Below are 14276 nucleotides of genomic sequence, written 5' to 3'. Positions count from 1 at the left end.
AACCGCACCGCATTCCGAGTCCCCTCGCAGAAGGAGCGCAGCACCATGAAGGCAGTCGTCGCCCACGGCCGGGACGATCTGAGGGTCGAGGAGATCCCCGACCCCGAGCTCGCAGCGGACCAGGTGATGGTCGTCATGGAGTGGGGAGGGATCTGCGGCTCCGACATCTCGTACTGGAGGAACGGCTACTCCGGCACCGCGGTCCTCCAGGAGCCGCTCGTGCTGGGCCACGAGGTCTCCGGGCGCGTCGAGCGGATCGGCGCGGACGCGCAGTCCCGGATGGCGGATCTGGGGCTGGCCGTCGGAGATCCCGTGACCGTGCACCCGGCCACGCCGGTGGGGGAGCACCAGGTCGACGACGAGATCGCGGACCGGACCAATCTCTGGCCCGAGGTCCGCTACTTCGGCTCCGCCGCCTTCTTCCCGCACGAGCAGGGCGGCTTCAGCTCCCGCCGCCCGGTGCGCCCGGAGCAGCTGCGCCGCCTCCCGGAGGGCCTCTCGCTGAAGGAGGCCGCGCTCGCCGAGCCCTTCGGGGTGGCCCTGCATGCCGTCGCCCAGGCCGGACGGGTCGCCGGACGCACCGTGCTGGTCAACGGCTGCGGCCCGATCGGCGCGCTCGCGGTCGCGGCGGCCGTGCGGGCGGGCGCGCGGCGCGTGATCGCCGCGGACCTCTCCGGCGACGCCCTGGAGATCGCCCGCCGCATGGGGGCCTCGGAGACCGTCGACCTGTCCGCCGGGCAGAGCCTTCCCGCCGATGTCGAGGTCGCGATCGAGGCATCGGGCGCGCCGGCAGCGCTCGCGGGCGTCATCGCCGCCGTGCGCCGCGGCGGCACGCTGATCCAGGTCGGCAACCTGCCGGGCGGGGAGGTGCCGGCGGCCCTGGGCGGGATCGTCACGCGGGAGATCACCTATCGGGGCTCCTATCGGTTCGTCGACGAGATCAGCGACGCGCTGCGCCTCATGGCCGACGGCGTGGACGTCTCGCCGCTGATGACCCACGAGGTGCCGCTCGCGGACGCGGTGCGCGGCTTCGAGCTCGCAGCCGACCGGTCGACGGGCTCGTCGAAGGTCATGATCGATCTGCTCGCGGGGGACTGATCGGCCGCTGCGCCTGATCGACGCGAGCGGCCGAGCGGCCCCTCGAGACCCCCAGCCGGGCGGATCCGATGCCAGTTCATCGGCCTCTGACCTGGGACATCGTCTCTTCACCTGAGCGACGGCGAGTGGTCGTCCGCCCGTGGGGCCCGGGTCGTCGGATCGGCGGAGCATCAAGCACATGGCTTCTCTCTCCCGCCGCGGCCTGCTCTCCGGAACCGCCGCCGCCACCGCCGTCCTGTCCACCGCAGCCGTCCCCGCGACGGCCTCCCCGGCCGCTCCCGTCCGAGCTGAGCGCGCCTCCGTCGCGGGCCTCGTCCGCAGCCGCCTGCACCTCCCCTCGGGGATCATGACGGGCGAGGCCTCGACGGACTCCGTCGTCGTCTGGTCGCGCTCCTCGGCCGACGGCCGCATGGTCGTGCGGATCACCGCGGTCGACGAGGACTTCAACCCGGTCCGGGGGCGCGGCGGCTTCGAGAAGACCGTCGAGTCCGGCTGGGTCACCGCCGAGACCGACCACACCGTCAAGATCGGCGTGACAGGCCTGCCCTCCGGCTCGCAGTTCCTGTACGCCGTGCAGTTCGAGGACGAGGACGGGGTGCGCTCGCCGGCGGAGTTCGGCACGTTCCGCACCGCCCCCGAGGGCCTGCGCCTGGGCCGCGGCCAGCGGACCCGCCGCGCCTCCGGCACCGCGCAGTCCTTCGTGTGGACCGCCGACACCGCAGGCCAGGGCTGGGGCATCAACCCGGATCTGGGCGGGATGCGCACCTATCGGGCCATGGCGGCGACCAATCCGGACTTCTTCATCCACGCCGGCGACACGATCTACGCCGACGGCCCGATCGAGGCCGAGGTCGAGGAGCCGGGCGGGCAGCTGTGGCGCAACGTCGTCACCGAGGGCGTCAGCAAGGTGGCCGAGACGCAGGAGGAGTTCCGGGCGCGTCATCGCTACAACATGATGGATCACAACATCCGCGAGTTCTACGCGAACACCTCGCTGTACGCGCAGTGGGACGATCACGAGACCACGAACAACTGGTGGCCCGGCGAGGTGCTCTCCGATGACCGCTACACGGTCCGCGACGTCGACACCCTGGCGGCCCGGGGCCGCCGCGCCTGGCAGGAGTACCAGCCCATCGGCGACGCCCGCGCGCTCGAGCCCGGGACCTCCGGCTTCGAGGACGCCCGGATCTACCGCAGGATCTCGCGCGGCTCCCAGCTCGACGTGTTCTGCCTGGACATGCGCACGCACAAGAGCGAGAACACCGACGGCATGGAGCGGGCCGAGACCGACATCCTGGGCGAGGAGCAGACCCGGTGGCTGATCGACGGGCTGCGGGACTCCACCGCCACGTGGAAGTGCATCTCCGCCGATCTGCCCTTCGGCCTCGTGGTCCCCGACGGCCAGGCGCAGGAGTCGATCTCCAACGACGACCCGAACCGCCCGCTGGGCCGTGAGCTGCAGCTGGCCCGCGTGCTGAAGTCGATCAAGGACAACGGCGTGAAGAACGTCTTCGTCATCACCGGCGACGTGCACTACTGCGCGGCCCACCGCTACAGGCCGCAGAACGCCGCCTTCAAGGAGTTCGACGAGTTCTGGGAGTTCGTGGCCGGGCCCATCAACGCCGGCTGCTTCGGGCCCAATGAGCTCGACGGGACGTTCGGGCCGGAGGAGGTCTTCGTGAAGGCGGGCCCCAGGGAGGCATCGCCGCGCGACATGGCCTTCCAGTTCTTCGGCCATGTGGACCTGGACGAGCAGGACCTCATGACGGTCTCCCTGCGCGACGGCAACGGCGAGATCGTCTGGGAGAAGGAGTTCGAGCCGCAGCGCTGAGCCGAGTCGCCCCCCCCGGCCCGCCCCGCCCGTCCGCCGGATCCGGACCGGGCCGGGGAGCGGGCGATCCAGGACGATGGCCCGCACGGGAGGAACCGTGCGGGCCGCCTGCGGCGTTCGGGAAGGCCGTCGAGCCCGGAAGGGCGACCGGGGGGGACGACGGACTGCTCGGGGACGAGCCCGTTCATGGGCAGAGCCGTTCCGAGACAGAGCTGTTCCGAGACAGAGCTGGTCGGGGCGCTGTCGGTCCGGAGCGCGGCTCGGGCGCGGAGATGACAGGACCGGCGGCCACGAGGTGACGGATGCAAGGCACCCGGCGCGGGGAGAGATGCGCCTCCGGAAGGAGAGTTCCCGTGGCCGCCGGCAGACAGTCATGTCTCAACGGAGGGAGTCGTGGGCTGAGCGACTGTGCCACTGCGGCTGCCGGCGACGAAGCACCCCCCAGTGCGGCCGCGCCGACGATCGCGGCAGTGGTCCTCCATTGCTGCGTGGCTCGAGAGCCACATCACGATCATATCCCAGAGATGGCCGCGGGAGCGCCTCAGCGCGCAAAAAACCTCGCGGAGCCGCCTGCTCGTCCTCCGCGCGACCAGGGGGCGAGCGGGGGCACGGCACCCGCGCCCCCGTCGGCGCCTCAGGCGGCCGACGTGTTGAACAGCAGCCCCAGGAGATAGGTGGCCACGGCCGCGCCGTAGCCGATCCCGAGCTGGCGCAGGCCCCGCTTGAACGGCGAGGCGCCGGACAGCAGGCCGACCGCCCCGCCCGTCACGAGCAGCGCGATGCCGACGAGCACCATGGCCAGCACCAGCGCGGGCATCCCCGACATCCCGAACACGAACGGGATGATGGGGATGACCGCTCCGGAGGCGAAGAAGCAGAAGCTCGAGGCGGAGGCGCCCAGGTCGGTCCCCAGCGCGACGTTGTCCTGCTCGGACTCGGCCTCCTCGTCATCGTCCTGGTAGGACAGGGACGGATCGCAGTCGCAGTCCAGATAGCCCAGGCGCTCGGCCGCTCGGTGCGCGGCGGCCTCGGCGGTCATGCCGCGGGCGCGGTAGACCAGCTCGAGCTCATTGGCCTGCAGGTCGAGCTTGGGCGCGACATCCAGGGTCACCTGGGTGGGCCGCGAGGCGTCGAGCATCTCGCGCTGGGAGCGCACCGAGACGAACTCGCCGGCCCCCATGGACAGGGCGCCGGCCAGCAGGCCCGCGATGCCGGTGAACAGCACCTGGGATCCGCTCATGCCGGTGGCCCCGACGCCCATGACGAGCGCCAGATTGGAGACCAGCCCGTCGTTGGCGCCGAAGACCGCTGCGCGGAAGTTCCCGGACAGGCGCTGGCGGCCGTCGTTGGCCAGGGCGCGCACGATCTCCTCGTGCAGGGCCTCGTCGGCGGCCATGGACTCGGGGACGTCGGCGTCGCCGGAGTAGGGGGAGCGCGACTCCGCGCGCTGCAGCAGCGCCAGGACGAAGACCGTGCCGAAGTGCTCGGCCAGGAACATCAGCAGGCGCGAGCCCGGCGACGGCCGCGTGGGCCCGAGGCCGTAGGGGGCGAGCCGGTCCTCCCAGTGCGCGCTGTGGCGTCCCTCGGCCTCGGCGACCTCGAGGAGGATCCGACGATGACGGCCGGAGGAGCGCTCCCCGAGGCGGCGGTAGATCTCGGCCTCGGCCTGCTCCTCGGCGAGGTAGCGGCGCCACCGGCGGATCTGGGCCTTGTCGGCGGCGGGCTCGGCGGAAGGCGCGTGGGAGCCGGTCATGGAGGAGTCCTGTCCTGTCGATGCGGGGCGGCACGAGCCGTCGCGCAGGGCGGTGAAGGTCTCGCTCGTCCGCGCGCGGACGGCTCGCCGGGACTCCTCCGTGAATCCGGTATGTCGACGAGCCTCGTGAGGCCACGGCCTCGCGGAGCTACTCCCCTTCGATCGGAGCAGTCTATACAGCATCGGCTGCCCCGTGGACGGGCCGGGACGTGCTGATGCTCACTCCGGGCTCGTGAAGGGCAGCACCGCGGCGACCGCCTCGTCCTCCTGCTCGACCGCCGGGTCGTCGTCCGTCCCGGCACGGGCGTCCGCGGCGCCGGCATCGCCCACGCCCCAGCAGAAGCGATACGGATCGCTGCACAGCCGGCCGAAGCGCATCCCCTCGACCATGAGCTCGGCGGCCGCGACGAACGGCAGCGGGCCGGCGTTCCAGGCCACTCCCTCGACCGACGGCCGGCGCCACCGCGCGTCGTCGAAGTAGCTGTCCTCGCGGGGCCACCGGGCCGAGGAGCCGTCGACGCCGGAGAGGTGGACGTGGGTTCCGTCGGGGCCGGTGCGCGCCCACGCGGACGGCGGCACGTCCTGGCCGGGCAGCGCGCTGTAGCGCAGGACCAGGACGTCCTTCCAGGCCACGCCGGCGAGCTCCTCGGCCAGCCGGTCGCGCAGCTCGTCCCACACGTGCTCGGGCTCCGCGTCCGCGCCGGCGGGGGCGGCGACCAGGGCGATGCCGGGATCCTCGAGCTCCTGGACCTCGCGGGCCGCCCTCGGCGGCGGGGCGGCCGACGCCGAGGGCTGCCCGCCGTCGAGTCCGAGCGAGGCCAGGGCCCTGGTCCAGTCGCCCCCGCCGAGCTTCCACGACACCACGGAGGCGGCGGGGGGCCAGGCCAGGCGGAGGGCCTCCGGGGCGTCCCCGACGAGTCGGATGTCGACGAGCAGCTCGTGGTAGGCCGACTCGCTCAGCAGCGGGCGGGCGCCCGCGTCGATGCGCCGGCGCATGGCGCCGATGAGCTTCAGGCACTCGGCGAGGATCGCCCCGGAGGGGTCGTACTCCCCGAGGAGGTCCTCGAGCGCGTCGAGGTCCTCCTGCGCCAGCAGCAGGGCATCTGCGGCGTCGGGTGCCAGCCGCAGCGCGATCGCGGCCACGAGCTCGACGCCCAGGCGCAGCAGCCGGTCGTCGTGCGGAGCACGGCGGCCGCCCGGGGGCTCGGAGTGCTCGGCGAACAGGCCGCGACGCAGCCACGGGGCCCAGAAGCTCAGCGGCAGATCGGGATAGAGCATGTGCAGTCGACGGCGGACGTCGCCGGGGGAGAGTCCGGCGGCGGCCATGGCCGCGACGATCTGCCCCGGTGCCGCGGGGGCGTCGGGGGAGACGGCGCGGCCCGTGTGCGGAGAGGGCACGGAGGATCACTTCCTCTGCGGGAGAGAGGCGCTGTCAGCCGGACTCGGCGATCGGTCGGAGGCAGCGTCGGTCGGGCACGGTGCGGGCAGAGCGCGAGGCCGGCGTCGTGCGACGGCGGCGGATGCCTGCGGCGCTCGGCGGGGGTGGTGGGCCGAGCCGCGGCACCGGATGCTGGGAGGGGCACGGCACCGCGGCCTCGTGGGCCGCGGGCCGATGCCGCGTGCGCCTCACGGTAGTGCAATCCGGGCACATCCACACGAGTTCACAGATTCCGCGGCCAATGTGACGTCGAAGCTGGGATCCCCCGGTGCCGGAGGTCGGAATCCGCTCGATGCGAGGCGGCGGCGTCCGAGCCCGTGCGGCGCGGCGACCCCGGCGCGGGGCCCGCCGGGAGCTCCGGATCCGCCGTGCGGCGGGCGCGGCGTCAGAGCTCGAGGAGCTGCCTGACGTCGTCGGCGCTCAGCTCGGCGGCGAAGGTCCCGTCGTCGTCCATGACGGAGTCGAACAGCTGCGCCTTGCGGCCCTTGAGCGCCATGACCTTCTGCTCGATCGTGCCCTGCGCGATGAGCCGGTACACGAGCACCTTCCGGGTCTGCCCGATTCTGTGGGCTCTGTCGATGGCCTGGTTCTCGGCCATCGGGTTCCACCACGGATCCAGCAGGAAGCAGTAGTCGGCCTCGACGAGGTTCAGGCCGGTGCCGCCGGCCTTGAGGGAGACGAGGAAGATCCTCGTGCGACCGGAGCGGAAGCCGTCGATCGCCGCGGCGCGGTCCCGGGTCGAGCCGTCGAGGTACGAGTACGGGATGCCGAGGCGCTCCAGGCGGGCCGCGGCCAGCTCGAGGAAGCCGGTGAACTGGGAGAACACGAGCGGCCGGTGCCCCTCGGCGATGATCTCCGGGAGGTGCTCGAAGAGGACCTCGAGCTTCGAGGAGGGCGCCTCCGCCTCCGGGTCCACGAGACTCGGGTCCAGGGCCATCAGGCGCAGCTTGGTCAGCGACTGGAAGATCGTGAAGCGGTTGCCGTTCAGGTCCTGCAGCAGCCCCAGGACCTTCGAGCGCTCGCGCTGCAGGTGCAGGTCGTAGAGGCGCCGATGCTCGGGCGACAGCTCGATCTCGAGCGTCTGCTCGATCTTGGGCGGCAGCTGCAGGTCGACGGACTCCTTGGTGCGCCGCAGCATGAAGGGGGCCAGCCGCCGGCGCATGCGCGCCAGGGCCGCGCGGTCGCCCGCGGTCTCGATGGGCCGCTGGTACCGCTGGGCGAAGCCCCGGCGCGAGGGGAACAGGCCTGGAGCGGTCAGCGCGAGCAGCGCCCACAGATCCGTCAGCCCGTTCTCCAGCGGCGTGCCCGTCACCGCGATGGTCGTGTCGCAGCGCAGCGCCCGCGCGGCCCGGTGCGCCCGCGTCCGCGGGTTCTTGACGAACTGCGCCTCGTCCAGCACGACGCCCGACCAGTCGATCGAGGTCCACAGCTGCTCGTCCAGGCGCAGCAGCGCGTAGGAGGTCACGACGACGTCGTGCCGGCGTGCCAGGGCGATCGGGTCGTCGCCCGTCGCGGCGGCGGTGCCGCGCACGGCCCGCACGCTCAGCCCCGGGGCGAAGCGGCGGATCTCGGAGACCCAGTTGGGGACCACCGAGGTGGGGGCCACGACCAGGAAGGGACCCCCGGGCGGGACCGGCTCGCCGTGCTCGTCGGCGCCGCTCGCGGCGGCGGCGCGGTCGTGCGCGCGCTGGATCATCGCAATGGTCTGCACGGTCTTGCCCAGGCCCATGTCATCGGCCAGCACCCCGCCCAGGCCGAGGTCGTGCAGGGCCGCCAGCCAGCGGAAGCCGTCGACCTGATAGGGCCGCAGCTCGGCGCGCAGGGACTCGGGCACGGCCGGCGGATCCTGCTCGGCGGCGGGGCCGAGGCGGGCCACGGCCTCCCTCCAGCGCGAGACCGTCTCGCTGCGGTCGGCGAGCTCCTCGAACTCCTCCCACAGCCCGAGCTGGTGCCGGGAGATCATGGGCGCATCCGAGGGGGAGTCCTGGAGCGAGCGGGCCTCCTTGAGCAGGTCCCGCAGCTTCTCGAACCGGGGGGCATCGAGGCCGAACCAGGTGCCGTCGGGCAGCATCATGATGTCCTGGCCCTGCGCCAGCGCCTTGAAGACGTCCGCGAAGGCGACGTGGAACTCGCCCACCCTGACCGCGACCCCCAGGTCGAACCAGTCCCGGCGCTCGCTGGGAGCCGTGCTGACGGTGATCTCCGGGGGCTCCTCGGACGGGCGGTAGGCGGGTGCGGTGCCCCGGGTCTCGATGCGCAGGTCGTGGACCCGCTCGAGCTCGGGGAGCCAGTCGCGCAGCAGCACCACGGCGTCGCGGCCCACGTAGGCGCTGCGGCGGAACTCGAGGTCGGGGATCCGCCTGTGGACCGCGGTGGTCATCGACGTCTCCCAGGTCGAGTCGCGGCGCACCGGCTCGGTGCCCAGCGGATCCGCGGGGCGGAACGGCAGCCGCATGCGCTCGCCGCCGAGCTGGTACTCCCACTCCCACTCCAGGCGCACCGTGAGGTCGTCGTGGGTGACGATCAGCACCATCTCGGGAGCGGCCACGTCGGGCAGCTCGATCGAGCCGTCGTCGTTGGTCAGGCTGATGCGCTGCTGCAGCCGCGGGAACCAGCGGTCCACGAACTCCTGGACCTCGGCCTCGGGCACCGTCATCTCCTGGGCGGTCTCCAGGAAGCGGCGCTGCTCGCGGGTCAGGCGGGTGCTCAGCGGGACCAGCCGCAGGGTCATGGCATTGAGATCCGACTCCGGATCCAGCAGATCGGGCGACGAGCCCGAGAACCCGGGCGGGCCGTCCTCGGCGGTGACCGGGAAGAAGAGCCCGTGCCCCGGATCCCCGATCACTCCGGCCGAGGTCAGCGGGATGACGCGGCGCCGCCCGTCGGCCTCGACCACGACCTCGGGGCGCAGCGCCAGGCCGCTGCCGCCGTCCCGGCTCAGATCCACCTGGAACCGCCCCGGAGGGTCCAGGGCCACCGGGTGCCCGTGGCCGGCGCTGACCAGGCGGACGCCGAGCTCGTCGGCCCGGGCCAGCAGGGACCACAGCATGGGCGACTCGTAGTGCTCGAGCCGGATCCAGTGCCGGTCGTGGGCGACCCGGCGCGAGCGGACCTCGGCCAGGACCCGCAGCTCGTCGAACCAGTCCGCCTGCTCGGAGGTGACGGCGCCGGCGTGCCCGGCATCGACGACCCGCTCCCAGTCCAGGCCGCCGCGGATCCAGGCGCCGCGGGAGCCCCGGCGCACGGGCCGCATCCCGAGCGTGTACGGGGCGCCGGCCGCGGGGACGGCGCGGCGCACGCGGCGCAGCTGGGGCAGCTGCAGATCGAACTCGAGGCCGATCTCCGGGGCCGGGCCGTCGTCGTGGGCGGGGTCGAGGCCGTCGTCCCGGGCGTCGTCGAGCATCTGCTCGAGGGCGCGCTTCCACCCCGAGTCGCCGGAGGTCGGTGTGGCGGTCATCCGACCGATCCTACGCGGCGCGCGGCGCCTACAATGGCATCTGCTGCCCGGTCCCATCCGATCGGGCGGCGTCGATGGGCAGAGCGCGTCGGCTGCGGATCGCGGCCGAGCGGCACCGGATCAGGACGACGGCTCCACGAGAGCCGCGAAACGGAGGAGCAGTTGGCTCAGACGCGAGGGCTCAGCCTCGGGGACCACCGGATCGCGCGCAGCGATGCGGAGGTGGAGTACCTGGGCTGGAACGACGCCGTGTGCGCGGCGCTGTTCGGCACCGACAAGGCGGGCGAGCTGGTGCCCCTGGATCTCGACGACGCCGTGCTCGCGCGGATCGGCGCCGAGCACGAGATGGACGGCCCGACCGTCCTGCGCTCGATCGCTGACTCCGTGACCCCCCTGCTCGTGCTCGACGGGTCCCGCACCCCCATGCTCGAGACGTTCACCCGCATGAACACGCTGTGGTACCGCGACTCCCGGCGCGCGCTGGATTCGCTCGAGGAGCTCGCACCGCCGCCCGTCGTGGCCCTGCTGTGCCTGTTCGCCGTCGCCGGGCGGCACACCTCGCGGCTGGCCTCGCGCACCGGAGCCAAGGCCGCCACGGCCTTCTACCTCCCGCTGGCCGTGCTGCTGGGGGCGGGGCAGGACCAGGCCAAGGCGCTCGAGACGTCCTTCAAGAAGGACGCCGAGGGCTACTGGGACGCCGTGCGCTACTGGCTCGAGCTGCGCGACGGCGAGATCGGGCTGCCCGTGGGCGATGCCCTCAGCCAGCGCCCCGTGGGCCTGGCGCTGTCGCAGTCGCTGCTGGGGGAGTCCGAGCGGCGTCAGCTGCACCGGATGTTCGAGGACATGGAGCTGACCATGGCCCAGGGGCTCTCGGCGGGCGAGCTCGGCATCTACCTGGACTTCTGGCTCGACGTGGCCGACACCGACGTCTCGAGCGAGATGAAGAAGCTCTGGTCGACCGCCTCCACGCGCGAGCCGGGCCTGGAGATCGCCCGCTCCGAGCTCATGCGCTGGGAGCGCTCCCGCGAATCCGCCGGGGGCCCCGTGCCCGTGCGCCGCTCCGCGACCTCCCGCCCGGGCGAGCACTCCGCCTCGCTGACGATGGTCGACTCGGCGGACTACGTCGGCAATCCCCAGTTCGAGTTCGGCTTCGCGGTGCCCAAGCGCTTCATGGCCGATCGCGACGTGGAGCTCGAGACGACCGCCGGGCCGCGCTCGGTGTTCCTGTCGTACATCGGGGACGCCTACCTGGGCATCTCCGCCTACTCGGCGCGCATCGACCCGCAGTCGCTGCTGGCCGGAGAGCTGCGCCTGTCCGCCGGCGCGCACAGCTTCCAGCGCTCGCCGCGGCCCGTGGTCGTGTTCGCCAAGGACGGCTTCTCGGACACCTACATCTCCGTGGACCACATCCCCGCCGCGTGGCCGTGCCGCGTCCTGATCCGCGACGACGAGGACATGATCGAGTCCCTGCGCGCGATCCTCGCGGACTCGGCCTCCCCGGACTTCACGTTCCTCCCGGCGGGCACGGCGGGCCTGCCCGAGGGCTGGGCGCTGTTCGACGGCGTCCAGGTGCTGCGCGCCGGCAACCCCGAGCTGACCGTCGACGACAACTTCTCGGGCATGGTCCCGCGCCTGGTCCCCTCCATCCGGCTCTCCGGCGGGCTGCGGATCCCCGGCGACGTCATCCGCTGGTCGACCCAGCGACCGCCGCAGATCACGGTGGTCTCCGACTCGGATGCGCCGCTGACCCTCGAGGTCGAATGGCGCCACCCCGAGACCTTCCGGCAGGAGCGGCACAAGCTCGCGGAGAACCGGACGCCCCCGTTCCAGATCTCCGTGGGCAGCACGCCCATGGTCGGGGCCGACGGCCGCCTGCGGCCCAACGACTACGTGCTGGTGCTCAAGGCCGGGCGCTCCGTCAAGCAGCGGATCTCGTACCAGGTGCGCGACACGAGCTTCTACATCACCCAGCGCTCGCTGGGCTACGAGGGCGAGATGCTCCACGAGCCCTCCGACGTGCTGTGGCCCGTGACGGCCGCGACCGCGCAGGAGCTGCCCGACGAGTACGTCCAGGGCGCGTTCGACAACCTCGAGGCCCACCCCGTCGAGACCGATGCCGAGCTGCCCCTGCAGCCGGGGTGGCACTCGGCGGAGGGCCAGCTGCTCGTGCCCCGCGAGAACGTGCTGCCGCCGCACGAGGGGCCCTCGTGCCTCGAGACGGGCCGCCACCGCATCGTGATCCCGCCCATGGACCCCAAGTCCAAGGCGCCGTGGATCTTCGGGCGCTGCCGCGATTGCGGGCTCGAGAAGCGCTACCCGGGCCGGCTGACCAAGGCCTCGGCCGTCTCCGAGGTCGGCTCGGCGGACTCCCTGCAGTTCATCGGCCCCGAGGTCGGGGAGCACCCGTCGTCGTGGGGCCCCTTCCGGGACGCGCTCACGTTCCTGGGCGGCGGCAAGCGCTCGTCGCTGTCGATCGTGGCTCGCCAGCTCGAGGACACCGAGCGCTTCGAGGAGTGGTTCGTGGGCAATCTCCACGCCCTGGGCTTCCTCGAGACGATCCGCGACGCCAACTGGACGGTGCGCCGCTGGCAGGTCTGCTCGCCGGCGCTCGCCCAGCTCGTCGACGGCTCGGTGCTGCTGACCGGCGGCTGGACCCCCGCGAAGGAGGCCCAGGTCGCGACGGCCGCGGAGAAGGTCGGCGGCTCGGTCGTCACGCTGTCGCCGGAGGACCACTCGCTGTCGCTGATCATGGACGCCTCCCTGGAGGACGTGGCCGAGCACCTGCCGGAGGGCCTGTGCGACGTGGTCTACGAGGCCGGCCCGGTCATGCTCGACACGCTGCCCCCGCTGTCCTCGGTCGAGGAGGGCCTGGCGCGCGCGGAGATGCAGTACAACGGCGTCGCCGAGCGCTTCGACCCGGCCGATGCGACGTGGCACTCCACGACGGATCGCGAGCAGGCCGGGCTGTTCCGGATCAACCACCACCACCGCACGCGCTACCGGTTCCGCACGGAGGCCGATGTCGAGTCGGGGCACAGCCGCCTGGTGAACTCCGGGCTCGGCAAGCACCTGGCCGCCCGGCAGGCCGGGACGCCGCTGGTGTCGTGGGACGAGTCGCTGCAGCTGCTGTCCGTGCCGATCGGCGCGGAGCTGCCGGGGCTCTACGCCCGCGCCGCGGTGCTGTGCTCGGGGCTGATCCCCACCCGCGTGGACGACGACTTCTCGCTGAACTACGGCGACATCTCCCGGGAGTTCGCCGAGGTGCTGATCGCCAAGCTCATGGGCTGAGACGGCCCGACGGCCCGGGGGCACCACGGCCCCGGGCCCCACGGTCCGGCTGCCCGTGAGGGGCCGGTGCACACCTGCGCGCACCGGCCCCTCCGTGCCCCGCCGCCCGCCGCTCCGGCGGGTGGTGCGATCAGCCCGCGCGCAGCGACTGCCGGGCCGCGCGGTGGCGCCGGGACGTGAGCCGGGCGCGCTCGTAGTGCCCGATCAGCTGATCGCCGATCGCCGCCCAGGTGCGGGTCTCCACGGTCGCCCGGGCCGCGCGGGCGAAGGCCTGGCGCTTGGCGTCGTCGCCCAGGAGGTCCCGGACGTGGTGCCGCATCTGATCGAGGTCCCCGGGGCGGTACAGCCAGCCGTTGTGCGACTGGTCCACCAGGTCCAGCGGCCCACCGCGGCCCGTGGCCACGACGGGGACGCCAGAGGCCATGGCCTCCTGGATCGTCTGGCAGAAGGTCTCGTGCTCGCCCGGGTGGACGAAGACGTCGAGGCCGGCCATGATGCGCGCCAGATCCTCCCCGCCCTGGAAGCCCGCGAAGTGCGCGTTCGGCAGCCGGCGCCGCAGCGACTCCTCCTCGGGCCCGGAGCCGACGATCACCAGTCGGGAGTCCGGCAGGGCGTCGAGGCGGGCGAGGTCCTCGACCTGCTTCTCGGCGGCCAGGCGGCCGACGTAGCCGATCAGCTTCCGGCCGCCGCCGATCTCGCGGCGCCAGGCCTCGTCCCGCTTGGCGGGGTCGAAGCGCACGGCGTCGACGCCGCGGCGCCACAGGTGCACGCGCTGCACGCCGTGGTCGTGCAGCTGGCGGATCGCGAAGGACGACGGCGCCAGCGTGACCGTGGCCAGATTGTGCAGCGTCTGCACATGGCCCCACAGCAGCTCCTCGAGGAACGGAGCACCGTAGCGGCCCGCGTAGCCCGGGATCTCCGTCTGGTAGACGGCGGCGCACGGCACGCCGAGCTGGTGGGCCGCCTGGACCCCCCGCCAGCCGAGCACGAACGGCGAGGCCAGGTGGACGACGTCCGGGCGGTGTCGGCGCAGGATCCGGCGCACCGTGGCCGTCGGCCCCGCGGCGAGGCGCACGTCCGAGTACCCCGTCAGGGGCACCGCCGGGAGACGGTGGACGACCACCCCGTCCAGCTCGGGATGCCCGATGGAGGGGCCGTCGAGGGTCTCCGTGGTGTGGGTGATCTGGAGGGGATCGGCCGCCGGGCAGATGACCATCGCGTGGTGGCCGCGGGAGCGCAGGTGCTCGATCACCCGGATGACGGAGTGGGTGACCCCGTTCATGTGGGGCAGGAACTGTTCGGCGATGACAGCGATTCTCACGGTCCCCACCGTGCTACGCCGCGGTGCTGAGGAGGCCGACGCGCAGTGGCCCGGCGGTGAAGCAGGTGTGAACTCGCGACGCGGACTGTG

Annotated in this window: 7 protein-coding genes; 3 read left to right on the top strand and 4 right to left on the bottom strand. The window is 72.9% G+C overall.

Features of this window, described 5'->3' with window-relative positions; genetic code table 11:
* Positions 1-45: 45 nt before the first annotated feature.
* Both FSY66_RS08310 and FSY66_RS08305 read left to right on the top strand, forming a co-directional pair.
* Complete coding sequence (locus FSY66_RS08310; protein ID WP_144793519.1) at positions 46-1098, top strand: L-idonate 5-dehydrogenase; 1053 nt, start codon at positions 46-48, stop codon at positions 1096-1098.
* 178 nt (positions 1099-1276) lie between these two features.
* On the top strand, positions 1277-2929 hold the full coding sequence (locus FSY66_RS08305; protein ID WP_186304511.1) for an alkaline phosphatase D family protein: 1653 nt from the start codon (positions 1277-1279) through the stop codon (positions 2927-2929).
* A 634-nt stretch (positions 2930-3563) separates the two neighbouring features.
* On the opposite strand, the gene FSY66_RS08300 is transcribed toward FSY66_RS08305, so the two are convergent.
* From FSY66_RS08300 to FSY66_RS08290, 3 genes are all read right to left on the bottom strand, one after another.
* A complete protein-coding gene (locus FSY66_RS08300; protein ID WP_186304510.1) occupies positions 3564-4682 on the bottom strand; it encodes a VIT1/CCC1 transporter family protein in 1119 nt (372 codons plus the stop codon).
* A gap of 219 nt (positions 4683-4901) precedes the next feature.
* Positions 4902-6080 carry a hypothetical protein gene (locus tag FSY66_RS08295; protein WP_144793515.1) on the bottom strand — a complete coding sequence of 393 codons (1179 nt, stop codon included), beginning with the start codon at positions 6078-6080 and terminating at the stop codon, positions 4902-4904.
* A gap of 425 nt (positions 6081-6505) precedes the next feature.
* Positions 6506-9577, bottom strand: a complete 3072-nt coding sequence (locus FSY66_RS08290) for a DEAD/DEAH box helicase (protein WP_144793512.1) — start codon at positions 9575-9577, stop codon at positions 6506-6508.
* Positions 9578-9739: 162 nt separating this feature from the next.
* Here FSY66_RS08290 and FSY66_RS08285 point away from each other — a divergent pair, with 162 nt between their 5' ends.
* The gene (locus tag FSY66_RS08285; protein ID WP_144793509.1) at positions 9740-12865 is read left to right on the top strand and encodes a hypothetical protein; all 3126 of its coding nucleotides are present in this window, start codon (positions 9740-9742) and stop codon (positions 12863-12865) included.
* 130 nt (positions 12866-12995) lie between these two features.
* Here the strand turns inward: FSY66_RS08285 and FSY66_RS08280 are convergent, their stop codons facing one another.
* Complete coding sequence (locus tag FSY66_RS08280; protein WP_144793506.1) at positions 12996-14186, bottom strand: glycosyltransferase family 4 protein; 1191 nt, start codon at positions 14184-14186, stop codon at positions 12996-12998.
* Positions 14187-14276: the final 90 nt, after the last annotated feature.

The organism is Kocuria palustris (assembly GCF_007666205.1).
In the GTDB taxonomy this organism is placed as follows: Bacteria; Actinomycetota; Actinomycetes; order Actinomycetales; family Micrococcaceae; genus Kocuria; species Kocuria palustris_A.
The sequence above is the reverse complement of the archived record's forward strand: the minus strand, read 5'-3'. Positions and strand labels throughout refer to the sequence as shown.